This is a genomic window from Lentibacter algarum (genome assembly GCF_040580765.1).
Classification (GTDB): domain Bacteria; phylum Pseudomonadota; class Alphaproteobacteria; order Rhodobacterales; family Rhodobacteraceae; genus Lentibacter; species Lentibacter algarum.
The window spans coordinates 1,095,015-1,110,704 of record NZ_CP158687.1 but is presented as its reverse complement, the minus strand read 5'-3'; the positions used below and the strand labels follow the sequence as shown (position 1 = coordinate 1,110,704).

At 57.3% G+C, this 15,690-nt stretch carries 13 protein-coding genes and 1 tRNA gene; 2 read left to right on the top strand and 12 right to left on the bottom strand.

Annotation, left to right across the window (positions count from 1 at the left end; all coding sequences use genetic code 11):
• Positions 1–548 precede the first annotated feature (548 nt).
• From DSM117340_RS05310 to DSM117340_RS05295, 4 genes are read right to left on the bottom strand one after another with little or no spacing between them, the layout of a single operon-like run.
• A complete protein-coding gene (locus tag DSM117340_RS05310; RefSeq protein ID WP_354689894.1) occupies positions 549–1,394 on the bottom strand; it encodes a crotonase/enoyl-CoA hydratase family protein in 846 nt (281 codons plus the stop codon).
• Positions 1,395–1,396: 2 nt separating this feature from the next.
• A complete protein-coding gene (locus DSM117340_RS05305) occupies positions 1,397–2,830 on the bottom strand; it encodes an aldehyde dehydrogenase family protein (RefSeq protein ID WP_354689893.1) in 1,434 nt (477 codons plus the stop codon).
• A 15-nt stretch (positions 2,831–2,845) separates the two neighbouring features.
• The gene (locus tag DSM117340_RS05300) at positions 2,846–4,450 is read right to left on the bottom strand and encodes an AMP-binding protein (protein ID WP_354689892.1); all 1,605 of its coding nucleotides are present in this window, start codon (positions 4,448–4,450) and stop codon (positions 2,846–2,848) included.
• 2 nt (positions 4,451–4,452) lie between these two features.
• The gene (locus DSM117340_RS05295; RefSeq protein WP_354689891.1) at positions 4,453–5,664 is read right to left on the bottom strand and encodes an aminomethyltransferase family protein; all 1,212 of its coding nucleotides are present in this window, start codon (positions 5,662–5,664) and stop codon (positions 4,453–4,455) included.
• 152 nt (positions 5,665–5,816) lie between these two features.
• Between DSM117340_RS05295 and DSM117340_RS05290 the strand changes: the two genes are divergently transcribed.
• Positions 5,817–6,701 carry a LysR substrate-binding domain-containing protein gene (locus DSM117340_RS05290; protein ID WP_354689890.1) on the top strand — a complete coding sequence of 295 codons (885 nt, stop codon included), beginning with the start codon at positions 5,817–5,819 and terminating at the stop codon, positions 6,699–6,701.
• Between the two features lie 494 nt (positions 6,702–7,195).
• Here the strand turns inward: DSM117340_RS05290 and DSM117340_RS05285 are convergent, their stop codons facing one another.
• The 7 genes from DSM117340_RS05285 to DSM117340_RS05255 all read right to left on the bottom strand — a co-directional run bounded on the left by DSM117340_RS05285 (position 7,196) and on the right by DSM117340_RS05255 (position 14,335).
• On the bottom strand, positions 7,196–8,491 hold the full coding sequence (locus DSM117340_RS05285) for a DUF6538 domain-containing protein (RefSeq protein WP_354689889.1): 1,296 nt from the start codon (positions 8,489–8,491) through the stop codon (positions 7,196–7,198).
• An 87-nt stretch (positions 8,492–8,578) separates the two neighbouring features.
• Positions 8,579–8,779 (bottom strand): hypothetical protein, encoded by a 201-nt coding sequence (locus tag DSM117340_RS05280; RefSeq protein ID WP_354689888.1) that lies wholly within the window; start codon positions 8,777–8,779, stop codon positions 8,579–8,581.
• Between the two features lies 1 nt (position 8,780).
• Positions 8,781–9,011, bottom strand: a complete 231-nt coding sequence (locus DSM117340_RS05275; protein ID WP_354689887.1) for a hypothetical protein — start codon at positions 9,009–9,011, stop codon at positions 8,781–8,783.
• A gap of 784 nt (positions 9,012–9,795) precedes the next feature.
• Positions 9,796–11,106 carry a hypothetical protein gene (locus tag DSM117340_RS05270; protein ID WP_354689886.1) on the bottom strand — a complete coding sequence of 437 codons (1,311 nt, stop codon included), beginning with the start codon at positions 11,104–11,106 and terminating at the stop codon, positions 9,796–9,798.
• Entirely contained in the window at positions 11,103–12,386 is a 1,284-nt protein-coding gene (locus DSM117340_RS05265) for a site-specific integrase (RefSeq protein WP_354689885.1), read from the bottom strand. Before DSM117340_RS05265 ends, DSM117340_RS05270 begins: the two co-directional genes overlap by 4 nt.
• Before the next feature lie 171 nt (positions 12,387–12,557).
• Positions 12,558–12,633: transfer RNA gene (locus tag DSM117340_RS05260), tRNA-Thr, on the bottom strand.
• Between the two features lie 40 nt (positions 12,634–12,673).
• A complete protein-coding gene (locus DSM117340_RS05255) occupies positions 12,674–14,335 on the bottom strand; it encodes an iron ABC transporter permease (RefSeq protein WP_089888429.1) in 1,662 nt (553 codons plus the stop codon).
• Positions 14,336–14,445: 110 nt separating this feature from the next.
• Between DSM117340_RS05255 and DSM117340_RS05250 the strand changes: the two genes are divergently transcribed.
• A complete protein-coding gene (locus DSM117340_RS05250) occupies positions 14,446–15,321 on the top strand; it encodes a hypothetical protein (RefSeq protein ID WP_271437070.1) in 876 nt (291 codons plus the stop codon).
• 17 nt (positions 15,322–15,338) lie between these two features.
• Here the strand turns inward: DSM117340_RS05250 and DSM117340_RS05245 are convergent, their stop codons facing one another.
• A complete protein-coding gene (locus tag DSM117340_RS05245; RefSeq protein WP_089888427.1) occupies positions 15,339–15,596 on the bottom strand; it encodes a DUF2312 domain-containing protein in 258 nt (85 codons plus the stop codon).
• Between the last annotated feature and the right edge of the window lie 94 nt (positions 15,597–15,690).

The following is a 15,690-nucleotide window of genomic DNA, read 5'->3' as shown; positions in this document are numbered from 1 at the left end:
CTAACCAGCACACACTGACGCGCATGCGGGCGCGCGTTGCACAGGAAGTTATTCAGAACAAGTGTTGGCCAAAAACCAAATACGTAGGGTGGATAATTGGGTGGATAAAAAAATCCATTAATCAATCAAGTTATTGATAATAATATAAATTTTAGGATTAAGTGGTGCCCCCACACGGCAAAAAGGCAGATATAATGTGTATTTATATCAATTACTTATGTTATTTTCACTTTTGGAAAGCGGTCCCGAAAGCGGTCCCGATTTTAAGCCTAAGGCGTTATGGTTTTCGAGCTAAAGCAGACCATGGCGCACGTTGCAGCGAATGGCCGTGGAGAGCCCATCCTGTGAATTCGATTTTCTCGCTGCGTGCGCTCGCAGCGCGCCTCCCCGCCGCACTGCCGAATTTTACTCGCTGCATGGCAGAGAAGAATGCAGCCATTCCGGCAGGCCGCAGCAAATCTGCAACCTCGCATTCACACTGTGCGGAACCTTACCGCTATTTGGTCAATCAAGCCGAAGCACTGATTTCGGTTGCCGTACCCGAATTATCAGTCGAAGGGTTTGTTGCGGGTCCAGTCGAATGTTCCGGCGTCCCGTTCCTGCACCGCTTGTTTCCAGCCGACTTGCTCCACGCGGGCTTTGAAATTCATGCCCTCGGGTGAATGGCGGGTGATGCCGTCGAATACTGTGGCAATGCGCTGGGTCTGGTTGATTTTTTCTTCAACGGCCGCGTTGATCACCATCTTCTGCATGGCCAGTTGGTTGATCGGCACGGATGCCATCCGGGCGGCCAGCGCCTCGACTTCGGCATCGAGCTGAGCGTCAGGCACGGATTTCAGCACCAGTCCCATCTCTGCGGCTTCAACGCCGGTTATCTTGTCACCCGTGAACATCATGCGCTTGGCCTTTTCCGGCCCCAGTCGGTGCACCCACATCGCCGTTGTCGGGCAGCCCCAGACACGTGTTGGCATATAACCGATTTGCGCGGTGTCGCCCATGACAGTCAGGTCTGCGCAGAGCGCAATATCTGATCCGCCCGCGACGGCGTGTCCATGCACCTTGCAGATCACCGGCTTCATCGCCCGAAAGAGCGACATGAAGGCCTGCGTGTTCGCCCACATGAACTGGAAATCCTGCATTGGGTCCCAGGGCATGTCCTGCACCACCTTGTTGGGGCCGTTGCCCGCCGCGTAGTGGGCCAGATCGTAGCCTGCGCAAAATGCCTTTCCTGCGCCGGACAGGACCATCACGTGTACGTCGCGATCATGGTCGGCCTCTGCAACCGCCGCCGCCAGTTCGCGCGGCAGATCATCGTCGATCGCATTCATCACTTCAGGTCGGTTCAGGGTGATCCGCCCGATCCGGCCATCTTTCTCGTACAGAACCTTTGCCATGCTCACTCCCAATCGCTGACGGCCTTGACCTCAAGGAATTCCTCAAGACCCCAGACACCACCTTCACGGCCATTGCCCGACTGCTTCATGCCGCCGAAAGGCGAGCCCGCACCGCCGAATTTTCCGTTCATCTCAACCATACCGGACCGCAGCCCGCGCGCCACCCGACGAGCGCGTGTTTTGTCGGCAGTCTGAACATAATTCGTCAGACCATAGTGCGTGTCATTGGCAAGCGCGATGGCCTCCTCTTCGGTGTCAAACGGTGTCATCACAAGAACCGGCGCAAAGATTTCTTCCTTCCAGATCGTCATGTCCGGCGTGACATCTGCAAAGATCGTGGGGCGCACGAAGTGGCCTCGATTCAGCCCCACAGGGCGGCCAAGGCCACCTGCGACCAGCGTGGCGTGTTCGTCAATGCCGCTCTTGATCAGATATTGGATCTTGTTGAACTGCAATTCCGACACAACTGGCCCGATCTGGCGACCTTCGATATCCGCTGGTCCGACCTCTGTTTTCTCGGCTATCGTACGGGCGGTTTCAACGGCTTGGTCATAGACCCCGCGTTCCACCAGCATGCGGGTCGGCGCGTTGCAGGACTGGCCCGAGTTGTTGAAACAATGACGCACGCCGCGCGTAACGGCCTTTTCATCGGCATCGGCGAAGATGATGTTGGCCCCCTTGCCGCCCAGTTCCAGACTGACGCGCTTGACGGTATCCGCAGCGGCCTTGCTGATCGCGACACCTGCAGGGGTGGACCCGGTGAAGCTGACCATATCCACATCCGGGTGCGCGGTGAGATGCGTGCCAACGCCAGTGCCATCTCCGTTCACAAGATTGAACACACCGGGCGAGAAACCTGCCTCATCAATCATCTCGGCAAGCAGAATGGCGCTGAGCGGCGACAGTTCCGATGGTTTCAGCACCACCGTGCAGCCTGCCGCCAGCGCCGGGGCGACCTTCAGCATCACCTGGTTCATCGGCCAGTTCCACGGGGTGATCAGGGCGCAGACACCGACCGGCTCGTAAAGGATCATGTCGCTGGGCGCGTGCTCCCCAAGGGGACGCTCAAAGGCGAAAGCCTTGGCCGCCCGAATGGTGTTCTTGAGATGCCCCGCCCCGGCACCGACCTGTGTAGTTCTTGCAAGCGCAATAGGTGCGCCTATCTCAACGCTGATGGCCTGTGCCATGTCTTCGGCCCGCGATTTGTAGACCTCCATCAACCGTTCCAGTACGGCGATCCGGCCCAAAGGATCTGTTGCCGCCCAGGCCGGGAAAGCTGCCTTGGCTGCGGCGACGGCCGCGTCAGAATCTGCGACGCCACCCAAAGTGATCGTGGCGATCTTCTCTTCAGTAGACGGGTTCTCAACCGCCATTTCGCGCCCGTCGACCGAGGCGACCCATTGGCCGTTGATATAGTGTTTGGATGCGTCTTGCATGGCAGTTCCTGTCTGTCAGAGTTCAGAATATTCCCCGGCGACGAAACGATCGCGGAGAACAAATTTCTGGATTTTTCCCGAGCCGGTCAGGGGGAAGTCTTCGACCAGCACCCAAACATTCGGGGTTTTCTGCGGGGATATGTTTGCGCGGCAATGAGCATGCAGCGCGCCCTTGTCGAGTGGTCCTGTGCCGCGGATGAACGCGCCGATGACCTCACCCCATTTCGGGTCCGGCAGGCCGACAACGGCGACCTCGACCACGCAGCCATGTTCCAACAGGCAGTTCTCGATCTCGGCCGGAAAATGGTTCTCGCCACCCCGGATGATCATTTCCTTGACCCGTCCCGTCACGGTGACGTAGCCGCGCGCATCCATCCGGCCCAGATCGCCCGTGTGCAGCCAACCCATCGCGTCGACGGTCTCGGACGTGGCCTTGGGGTTGTCGTTGTATTCCAGCATGACGCAGGGGCCGCGGGCACAGATTTCCCCGACCTCTCCGACGGCGACAGCACTATTGTTAACGACGCTGCGGATCGAGACCTCGGTCTGCGCCACTGCCTGGCCAGCCGTGTTGCAGATGTCGTCGATGCTGTCGTCCAGATGATGTTGTGTGATCACCGGACTGTGTTCGGTCTGCCCGTATAGGGTTGAGAAACCTGCCCCCATCAGCACTTGCACCCTTCGCACCAGTTCGGGGGCCACCATCGAGCCGCCGCAGCTGACGAGCTTCAGGGCCGACAGGTCTCGCGGACACGCCTCTTGTGCATCGAGCAAGGCCACCACCATGGTCGGCACGCCAAGGATGATGTCCGCGCCGTTCGCTTCCAACCGGTCAAGCACAACATCCGGATCAAACAGATTGATCAGCACCATGCGGCACCCCGCCTGCAGGCAACCAAGCGTAACCATACCGCAGCCCGAGGTGTGAAACATCGGCATGATGTTTACCCAGGTGGTCGCCTTGGTCGCGCCGCAGCGGGACGCGTAGAAGCGTGCATTGTTGACCAGCCCGCGATGGCTGAGCACCGCCCCTTTGGGAAAGCCAGTGGTGCCGGACGTGTACTGGATCATCGCGGCATCGGTCGGGGCGACGTCGGGCACAGCAGGCGGTCGCGCCCCTTGTGCGTAAAGCGCTGTGCTTTCCATGTCAGTGACTTCGCGCACCGTTGAAATATTCGCCGACATCTCAGCCCCGATCCGGCCCATCGGGTTGCCGCGAAATTCTTCGACAAGAAACAAGGCGACCGCGCCGGATTGTTCCAGCACATAGGCCAACTCCCGCGCCTGAAAGGCCGGGTTCGCAGTAACCAGCACCAGCCCGGACAGCGCGCAGGCATATTCCATCAGGACCCATTCGGGGCTGTTGGGCGACCAGATGACCACCCGCTCGCCGGGCGCAAACCGGGTGGAGAGCGCCATGGCCAGCCGCTCGGAGTCGGCCAGCAGTTCGGCGTAAGTCCAACGCCGCCCTGTCGATCCGTCCTGCCTGACTTCCACAAGGGCCTCTGCATCAGGCCGCGCGACAGTAACCTCGCGCAGCAATGCGCCGATGGTGATCTCGTGCGTCTTCATGTCGGACTGGGCCGGAGCATGGGAGGTGAGGAGCGCTAGGTCATACATGGTTATTCCGCCGCTATTGGGCTTGTGGGGATGTCCACCAGCTTGCCGCGTGGTATCAGGCGGTCCGCATCATACATCGGCAGGGTGCAGAGCTCACCGCTCTGGGTGGAACCATCAGCGCAAAGCACGTCCACCTTTGTGCCCGAACCCTGTGCAAGGACATCCATGCGCACGATGCAGACACCGCAGCCCTGATAGGGCGAATAGCCCGAAGAACAGACCCGGCCGACCTCTTCGCCATCAATGGTGATGACGCGGCCAAGCTGTGCGACACCGCCGGTGACCCGCATGCCCCAGGTGCGGCAGGATTTGTCAGATGCCTCCAGCGCTTTGCGGCCAACAAAATCGCGATCATCAAATTCGACAAATCCGCCAAGCCCTGCCTCAAACGGCGTCGTCTCCGCCCCGAAATCCGAGCCGGCATTGAGCAACCCTGCCTCGATCCGCCGCGCGCGGAATACTGGTGTTCCGGTCAGCAGAATGCCGAAGGCAGCACCTGCCTCCATGATCTTGTCACCGATGGCGGGGATGTCGGTGTCGGGTAACATGTAGACTTCCCAGCCCAGTTCATTGGTGAAGCCCGAGCGGCTAATCCAGCAGGTCTGCCCCGCGATGGAAACCTCGGCGCAGTCGAAATAGCGGAAAGGATCGGGCATGGGGCCGTCCAGCACAGCAGCCAGCAAGTCCAGCGACCGTGGGCCTTGAATCTGGCTTACCCAGACATTCGGGTCGTGGATTTTCACGTCTAGCCCTTCGGCGTGGGCCTTGTACCAGCTGAATAGGTCGCCGTCGGCCTGCGCCATCCAGAACCTGTCCTGCGACAACCGCAACAGCACCCCGTCGGTGATCATGCCGCCGTCGTGATAGCAGGCAAACTGATAGGAACAGCGCCCCGGCTTCACCTTGCTGACACTCCGGGTGAAAACCTTGTTCAGCAGGGCCTCAGAATCCGGCCCGCTAATCTCGATTGGCAATTCGCCGGTGTGGCGGAAAATGACATTGGTGCGCACGGCCCAATACATCTCGTCATCCGTGGCCGTGTCCAGCTTTTCTGGCGTCAGGCGCAAGTTATAGAGCGTGTATTCGGGATCATATGGCAGTTCCATGTAGCTCAGCGGATGGGCCGGCATGGTGCGGGCCAATTCGCGGGGTCGCGCGCCCTGATTGGGGAGAGCTTTGGCGACGAAGCGGAAGTGGGAAAGGTCAGTTGTCATATTGTTCACCGTTCAGAGTTGTTAGACGCCTGCGGGTGATCTTCGACAAGGACAGATGGGTGCCACGCATTGAGTTAGTGATATTGGACCAACTGCGCTCAGCGCAAATCTAATGATTTGCACAAGTCGTTCGAAAAAGTTAGACAATATTCATGCGCTTTCGTTCTTATGATGCCCTCAAGATCTTTGATGCCGTTGCCCGCACTCTGTCGATGACCAAGGCGGCGGACGAGGTGCATCAGTCGAAAGGGTCGATCAGTTACCAAATCAACAAGCTTGAAGCCGAGCTAGGCTTTCGTCTGTTCGAGCGCACGCACGCAAAACTGGGACTGACAGAAGAAGGGCGCAGATTGTGGCATGTGTCCCAAACGGCCCTGAGCCAGATCGACCGTGAAATCGAAGACCTGCGTGGCACTGTCTCAGGTGCCGTGACCGTTGGCGCGCTGACCTACTTCTCTTCACGCTGGCTGTCGCCAAGGCTCACCCGCTTTTTTGAGGCCAATCCCGGTATCAGCCTGCGGATCGAACCGATCAATTCCGTCGACATGATGAGATCGGTCAAAGTCGACATGGCAATCCTCTGGGGAATTGACGGCTGGGAGGGTCATAAGAGCGAACTTCTTCTGTCCCTGCCTGCTGTGCCAACCGCCAGCCGTGCAGTTGCTGAGCAGGTAAGGCAGCTTGGATTGCCCGAAGCGGTCAGGCAGCTTCCGCTCTTGGGTGACAGCTCCGGCGATGCGGGGTGGCGCGCCTGGCACAAAGCTGCAGGGCTGCCGTACGCACCCAGCCGGTCCAGCTTGACGGTTCCTGACTCAAACAGCCGCGTTCAGGCGGTGGTGGATGGTCAGGGGTTGGCGCTTTGGGATGATCTGATCGCGCCAGAAATTGACGACGGCACGCTTGTCCGCTTGTCCGATGTCAGAGTTGAAAACGCTGGTTACTTTGTCATTTTCACGGATCAGCCGATGTCTCAGGGCGCAGAGGCATTCTTGGACTGGTTGCGGGCTGAAAATGATCGCAGCGAGAGGCGGGCCTGAAATCCTGCGGGTTTGCTGCTCTTGAACGGCCGGTTTGGAGAAATCTGCCGCGTCGCCGCGCGTTTCATACCGCATTTGCGAAAGGTTTCTGCGTCCGCAATAGAGGCATAAGCAAAAGGTAGCAAAGTCCGCAAAGCTGCTCTCCGTCTTGATGCCAACAAACGTCTGCTATTGGGTCGTTGTGACTTGCCTCTCGCAGGTTTGCCGTCCGAGCAGCCTGCATCTCAAAAAAATAGGTTTACATCCCCCGCCCGACCACTCGCATAGAGCAGCCGGACGGGGTTTATTTTGGTTGGCCTAGGTGAACCCTCGGTTGGCGACGTAAGTGGCCAGCCAGTGCCAGTAGTCTGCGGCACTGCCAAAGCCTTGGTCCTGAGCGGCAAGGTCTTCCGCCTCATCAAGTGTCAGCCCCTCATCATACTGTGCGATGGCGGCCCGTTACTCGAAGGCCTCGATATCAAGGATAAGGTTCGGGTCTGCCTCACGGGAGCCGTTCATGGGACGCCCTCCCAGTCTGGCACCCTCACCCCTTCAACGATCTCCCGCTTCTGCGCATCGGATATACCTGCGGAGTAGAGGCCATAGGTCAGCTTATTGGCCGACCTCGCAGAGTGATGACCCACGAGGCTTGCGGTGAAGTGCTCGGGGACCCCTGTGCGCTCGCACTGGGTGATGAACCACTTGCGGGTGGAGTGGAACACCGTGCCGCTGAGCTCTGGGTGACGCCTGCGCAGGTAAGCGTAGCGCTTCACCACCCTGTCCACGCTGAGGTGCGGAAAGAGCCTTCCTGACGTTGGCAGTGCCGTGTCCAGCAGGTTCTCGAGGATACCATGCAGCGGCACCTCCCGCTCTGCTGCCTTGGACTTCAGCAAACGCACCCTGTTGGGCTTGATGCTGATGAAGCGCCCCAGGTTGCCCTTGGCTGTGACATCCTCCGCCATGAGCCCGCAGATTTCGCCTGAGCGCATACCTGTGAGCAACCCGAAGAGCAGAGCACTGTGCAGGACTCTGTCCTTGGCACTGAGGAGGATACGCACCTGCTCATCACTCAGCATTCCGTGGGGATGGACCTCTGGCTTGTCTTTGACCTTGAGGGCTGCCCAGGGGTTTGAGTGCAGCTCCCCTTCCCCAACGCACCAGTCAAGGAACTGGGACATCTGCTTCAGGATACGCGCCTGGGTCTGGGGTGCCAGCGTGGTGCTCTCCTGCTCCCGGGAGAGAGTTGCAAGCTCTGGCAAGATGGCCTCCTTCCCCTCCCTGTACTTGCGCACGTTGGGAGAGAGCTGGGTGATGTAGCCCAGGACCTCCCGACCTTGTGCTTGGGTCAGCGCTCCTACCTGCTGCTGACCCAGATGCGAGCAGAGCAACTCCAGCGCAAAGCGCACCGACTTGTAACTGCCAGGACGTAGGCGCTGAGAGGCCTCAGCAAGGTAGGCTTGAGCCAGCTCCGCTACCAGCCCATCCCCCACAAGACGAGCACGCTGATATCGAGGGCGAGTAACCCCCAGTCGAGGAGCTTGGCCAGCAGTGAGGGTATCAGTGGGAGTAGCGGTGAGAGAGGTAGCAGCGGCATGGGCCTGAGCCTCCTTGATGAGAGTTGTAAAGGTTTGGTTGAGCTCAGCCACACGGGTCTTGGCTTGGGTGGCATCGCTGGTCTTGAGGGATTGCTTGAGGGCGCTGCCGAGGATGGGCTGCAGAGCCTTGGGGTAGGTTCTGCGGTAGACCCAGGTGTTGTGCCTCTTGTAGGCGTATTTGATCTGTGGCGACATGACGTCTCCTTTCTGGGGCAATTGCCCCGCTTGTGGGGTGTGGGTTGGGTTTTGTGATGCAGAACAACATGCGTCAGGGACTAAGCCCTTCCCTGACGCCTGCTTGGGCTAGTTTGGTCCAGGAAGGACCCGAAGAACCAACGCAATGTCTGGTTCTCCGTACTCCCCAGAGAGAGGTCCTGTGAGGGCTGTCCCAGTGATGAGGTCCTCAAAGACCTCCTCCACCAGGAACGCATGCTCAGGGATGTCATCAAAGCCAGCAAGCAGCACTGTGCAGCCTGGCGTGATGGGGGGTCTGTGCTGATCCATCTCAGCCCCTCCTCAGCAGAAGGTCAGGCAGCAGCAGGCCAAGAGTGAGGCTCAGCGGCACTGGAAAGGGCAAGGGCTTGAGGAACTCAGGCAGTCCCGCCAGAACAACAAGCGCCCCCGCCAGAGCCTGGGGTACTGCCAGTGAGATGTCCCAGCGTCGCTTCAGCTGCCACTGCAGGACAAGCCGAAGCCCGCCCCCTGCAAGAACAAGGGCCGTAAAGGTCGTAAACATGATCGGTCTCCATGATGATTGTGATCACCATAGATGCGAGGATCTCCTCAGTTTTTGCGGGGGGCTTGAGACAGCCCAACTCGCCAAAGTAACACCGCAACTCGCCAACAACTCTCCAAGCGCACGCGCCTCGTTGGAGAGTAGATTATGGCGCAATATCAGCGCTCTAGGAGTGAACTCTCCAACTCTCCAGGCACTTTCAACTCATAAAAGGTGTGCCTTTATCGCCCCCCAAGGTGCTACAGTGGCAACGGTCGGCGCTGTACCAACTATCCAAGCATCCAAGTATCCAGGCACATATTTTGCTTTTGGGTGTACCCCCAGCTCTTACGGGCCCCCTAGGTGGAGAGCGCGTAGGGTCCCCTCCCAGGGTTCCCCTCAGGTGCCTGTTAGGGGCCCCTTAGGTGTTATTGTTCTTCTGTTATTCATCACAGCCACACTCACCCTCTAGGGCCAGTCCTTGGATCTCCCTGTGGGGAGGTCTTGTGAGCTTCTCTCAGGTGCTTGCTGGGGGTGTGCCGGGATACAGGGTGACGTTCTCGACGGTGTTACAGATCATTGATCCTTGGGTATACTTTGGGGGGCTCCATACGGGTCCCCTATATGAGGAGGGTTGGAGGACCCCCTTAGGATCTATCCTAGGGTGGTATTGTTCTTCTGTTCTTCTTTTACCCACACACAACAACACCTAGCCTTACAGGTAGCCCTCATATCCTTGAGGGTAGCTTCTGCGGGTCTTCCTCTCGTCTTGCCGAGAGGGACACCAGCGGTGGGCTTGCAGGCCCTACCCCAGGCTGACCTGAGGGGTGATCCCGGTGTGATCCTTGAAGACCTCCTTCATGATCCTCATCGTTGTGCCTTTGTCTGCTTCAGCAACAAGAACAGCATCATGGATGGGCAGCGCAACAATACCCTGGCACCTGAGGGCTTCCAGAACCCCCACAAGGATATCCGCCTCCGTGCGGAAGAGCTGCATGCCTAGGCCTGAGGTCATCAAGGGGAAGATTGCCGGGTGCTTCTGCTCCACAGCGGTGAGGAGCTCTCTCATGCTGATCCGTGACGGGACGTACTTGCGAGCTCCCTTGGGCAGCCTTTTGGGGAGCGCCGGACTGTTGATGATCGCCTGCATCACCTTCTTGATACCTGGGCGACAGATCACTGGGATGCCATACTCTGTGAGGTCATAAAGGTCCCCTGAGGGCAGTTGTTCTTGTGCTTGAGCCTCAGCATACAAGAGCAAGAGGCTCATTTGGCCGTAGTCCAACTCCACCACAGCATCCTGGTTGATACGGATGTGTTCCTGACGTTCGCCTGAGAACATGGCCTGCCAGAAGCCGCCATAGAGCCTACCACCTTGGGCAAAGTCTGAGTTGTTGAAGATGCGGCGCAGACGGCGTTGTGCTGAGTTCACCTGAAGATGGCTGCAAGTAATGTCTGCTGCGTGGAGCCAGGCGTTGATGTCCCTCATTTGGTCCCGCAGAGCCAGGGTGGTCTGATCGTCCTCGTAGTCCTCATACTCTGCAATGCTGTTCGCGTGACGCTTGGGAGATCGCAGGATCACCACTTCCTCTTCAGCTGCCTGGCTGAGGTCATCTCTTGTGATCGCGTAGCGTTCAATCCGAGAGAGCAGCTTGGGGCCTGGCATCAGGATGGTTTGTCGTCCTCCCACAAAGGCCACGTTCAGATCATCATCGACCACCTCAAAGGTGCTGTGTCCCTTCTCGATCAGCAAAAAGTCCATCTCTGGTGCTGACATCATGGTCAAGAGGTCTGGTAGGGTCTTGCCCAAGGCTGTTCCCTTGTACCGGGACTTTGATCTCAGGACTTTGTTGCTCAGCGGCAGGTGGAGACAGTTGTGTTCTCGCTCAAGAGCAACAGCACAGAGGTCACACAGGATCGCCTCAAGGGTGCGCTCATAGGTGATCTGATCAACCGCCCTGCGAGCACGCTTGCGGCTCTTGTGGAAGGCCTCATAACCCTCCAGCTGTGTTTGGACTTCTCTGATCAGTGTCTTCAGCTTATCGTTGCTCGCACACAAGAACGGGTTGAATGCTCGGGCTTTGTCTTTGCAAAAAATATCCTGTGGCTCCGTCATTGCCACACCTTCTCCATATGCTCTCGCATAACCTCCAGCGCGTAGCCTGAGCCGTAGTTGGCAGCGACTGTGTTGGTGCTGTGACCGAGGATGGCCAGCGAGATGGCCTCTGGACAGCCTGTGTTGCGCAGCTTGTCCTTCATGCGGTGGCGAAGGCTGTGCATGGTCAGCTTCTTGTCGGTGATACTCCTGCGAAGGCGCTTCATCATCATCGCTGAGGCCGCATCTCTGCCACGAGGACGAGAGTATTCTGCAAAGATTGGGTCACTATCCCCCTTCCCTCTCCGATGCCCCTGGAGCAACTCTAGGGCCCTCTGGCTCAGCGGGAGGGTTCGTTGGGAGCCCTTGGTTTTGAGTTGTCTGATCCCATTAGGTCTGATCGTGATGGAGCGCTGTTGCAAATCAACATCTCTTACCTCAAGGCCTGTGATTTCAGAGAGACGTGCACCGGTATCGGTCAAGGTGACGAACAGCGCCTGAGCCACAGGGTCATCCTCAAAGTTTGGGGCAACCATTGCAAGATCATGATCATTCAAGGGCAACCTGTCCTCAACGCTCGCCGAAGCTCCTTTGATGCGCAGACCATTGAAGACGTTGGGGATGTTGAGGCTGTGTTCGGTAATCACGTAGTTCACCGCAGCCCTGACAACGGTGATATATCGATGCACCGAGCTAGGCTTCATACGCTCAAGCAGATAGTCTCGAAGGGCGTTTGCGTCTGCCCGCGTAATCTCACCCAAAGGTGTTTGCGCCACTCTCTGCTTTCCGATCGCGGCTCCCAGATCCTTCAGGGCCCTCGCAACCCGCAGCTCCAGCTCACGGCTCTCCCCCGCATCTTCTGTCTTGTATGCCTGATACTCACCAAGTGCCTTTTGAAGCGTCAGCGCTGGCTGTTTCAAGCGCCCCGTGTAGATCTGCGTGACGATGTCTTCAGAGAGCTTACCAGCAATCTCTTTGGCCAACTCGTTCAGAGCGTAGTCCTCTTGACTGTACTCCACCACCTGCCCTGCTAGGACCTGCTCAGCAACCTCACTGCCAAGGGCCCCTCGGATGATCGCCAAAGCGCGCTCACTGGATGGCATGTGAGCTTCATCCCGAAACAGTTTCTCAATCTCACTGTGGACCTTTGGCAGGTTCCGCATAGCTTCCGCGTAGCTCTCCCCCAGCTGGCGATACAACGTGGCCTTGCCAATCAACCCAACCAACTTCTTGGGCACGTTGCGTTTGTATCGGTAAGAGCCATTCGCTCTGCGAAAAACATAGGCTGGGAGTTTGGGCATAGTCTTATCCATGAGCTAACTGTCAGCTCAATCATGACGCGTTTCAAGCGCCAGGTAGGTCCATCTGTGACAAATCACGCAAAAAACACGACCGACTGGTCCCAAAAGCGGTCCCAAACAATGGTCCAACCCACTGTAGACACGTGGTTTTTCTTATTTTTAAGTGATTACTGGTGCCCCCACACGGACTCGAACCGCGGACCTATTGATTACAAATCAATTGCTCTACCAGCTGAGCTATAGGGGCACTGCGGGGGGATTTAAGGCAGGATTCTCGCCTGTGCAAGCTAAAAATTTGTCCTATTTGCGCGTGCGAGCAAGATCACTGCAAAAAGGCTTACAACTATGATAAAAATAGCTGCTGGCGCGGCGTCAGAAAGGTTCTCCAAGCTCGCTTGATCATGAACCCGCGTCGCCAAAGTGTCGTAATTGAAGGGCCTCAAAAGCAGAGTCGCAGGCAACTCTTTCACACAATCCACAAAAACCAGCAAAAGCGCCGAGCCAACAGAGCCTTTGATCAGAGGCATATAAACTTCTTTTAAAACTTGCCCCTGACGCCGCCCCAAAGAGCGCGCAGCCATTGAGAGCGAGGGCGAAACCCGCTCTAGCGCCGCATCTGCAGCCCCCTGCCCAATTGCAAAGAATCGCACAAAGTAGGCCAGCACCAATGCAAACGACGAGCCAGTCAGAATCAGCCCTGGATCAAAACCCGTCAGCCCAAGAACGAAATCAGCCATTGCATTGTCAAACGTTGCCAAGGGCAGCAAAATACCAACCGCCAATACAGCCCCTGGAGCAGCATACCCAATCGTCGTGATAGGCTGCAGGAGGCGCGGCAGCGTACGCCCTGAGAGCCGCACACCATAGACGAGCAGAAGGCCCCCCGTCACGGTGAGAAAGGCAGCCAAGGAGCCAACAACCACCGTGTTCCATGCTGCCTTATAAAGCGCAGGGTCTGCCCAGAGTTCGGCTCGTGCAAGCGCATGGATCAGGATGGTCCCCGCAGGGATCAGAAACCCAACGGTAAATGGCAAAGCACAGCCCAACGTGGCCAAGAGCGCCCAGCCGCCCCGTAACCGCTTGCGTGAAATCGCCCTATGCCGTCCGCCTTGGTTAAAGAAACGGGCCTTGCGCCGCGAAATCTTTTCCAGTGTCACGAGACATATAACCAAGAGCAGCACAACACAGGCAATCTGTGCCGCGCCACCTGCATTATTGCCCTCGAGCCACGTGCTAAAAATACCTGTCGTTAAGGTTTGTACGGCAAAATAGTCGACAGTCCCAAAATCATTGACCGCTTCCATCATCACGATCGCCGTGCCTGCCGCTACAGCAGGCCGCGCGAGAGGCAGACCGATCCGTCTGAGCCGCCGCAAAGCGCCCTGCCCGAGTGACATAGCCACCTCTTCACTCGCCCCTGACTGCTCATGAAACGCCGCGCGTGCGAGTAGATAAACGTAGGGATAAAGCGCAGCTGCGAGCACAATGATGGCCGAGCCGAGCGAGCGGATCTCTGGGAACCAGTAGTCGCGCGCGCTTTCCCAACCGAAGGCCGCTCGCAACGCCGTTTGCACAGGACCTGCGTACTCCAGAAGATCCACAAGCGCGTAGGCCCCCACATAGGCTGGCACAGCCAAGGGCAAAAGCAAAAGCCACTCAAACCAGCGTGCCAGAGGAAATTCGTAACGCGCAATCAGCCATGCCGCACCTGTCCCGACAAGCGCCGCCAACAGCCCCACGCCTGCCATCAAAACGAGCGTATTACCCAAGTAGCGCGGCAAAGTGGTTGCGAGGAGATGGGGCCATATGTTCTCGCTTGGAAAGAGCGCCAGCGTACCCACCGCCACAATAGGCGCGAGCACCACCAAAGAAATCAACAAGGCCGTGGCTGACCAAGGGTCGGGCTTCAGCCGCGACTGCGGCTTTGCAGAAGAGAGCGCTTTATCCATGCTCTGCTCATGCCCGATTGAGGTTTAACTGTCCAGAAAAGACCGTATATTAGACATAAACCTGCGCTAAAAAGAGAAGCAGAAGGTGAGTTAAAAAGTAAGGGCCGTCCATGCAAATCGTCTTTCACGCTGGCGCACACAATACCGATGAAGATCGTATCATCAAATGCCTGCTCAAAAACCGCCCCGACTTTTCCAATCTTGGTGTCAATGTCCCCCCCCCGAGCCGCTATCGTAAACTCTTGCACCAGACGCTTCTGGCCATGCATGAAAACGCGCCAAGCCCAGATGCGCGCGATATTATGATCGAAGCCATTCTTGAGGAAGAAAACTGCGAACGCCTTCTACTGTCCAATGAGAACTTCTTCTGCGTGCCCAACATGGCGCTGCGCGGAGGGCAATTTTATGACAAAGGTCATGAGCGCGTGCAGCTTCTTTCAGAGCTGTTTGAGGGCGACGACATCGAAGTTTTCCTAGGCATCTGCAATCCAGCAACTTACTTGCCAGCACAGTTTCGGCGCACAAAGTTTGAAGACTTTGCCGATATGACTTTCGGTGCAGACCCCCGCGATCTGCGCTGGTCCGACCTGATCTATCGCATCCGCGAAAACAATCCGAATGTCTCACTTACTGTCTGGTGTAATGAAGACACGCCCCTCATCTGGGGGCAAGTGATCCGCGAGCTCGCGGGGATAAATCCAAATGAAAAAATAAAAGGCGGCTTTGATCTGATCTCTGAGATCATGACATCTGAAGGCATGAAGCGTTTTCGCGCATATCTAGCAGACAACGTCGATCTATCAGAAATGCAAAAACGCCGCGTGATCTCGGCGTTTTTAGATAAATTTGGCCGAGACGACATGATCGAGGAGGAGCTCGATCTGCCCGGATGGACAGAGGCCCTCGTTGATGAGCTCAGCGATATTTATGATGAAGACGTCTTTGAAATTAGCCGTATCCCAGGCGTGAACTACATCGCGCCCTGAGAGACTGGCCGAAGCGCTTACATACCCAATGCTTCTTTATACATTTCAAGCATGGCTTCTTCTTCGGCAATATCGTCCGCGTCGCGCTTGCGCAAAGCAACAACCTTGCGCAGCACTTTTGTGTCATAACCGCGGGCTTTCGCCTCAGCCATGACTTCTTTTTGCTGCTCAGCGATGTCTTTTTTCTCTGCCTCAAGCCGCTCGAAGCGCTCGATAAACTGGCGCAGCTCGTCTGCGGTCACACGGTAACTCGATGGTGTTGAAGTGTCGTCCATAGCGTGCTCTCCAGTCTGGCTTTGCTGTCTTTAGGCTGCCTTGCTAGCGCCCCGCTGCCCGTCCTGCAAGGTGTTTCCCTTGCCGTACGCCCAA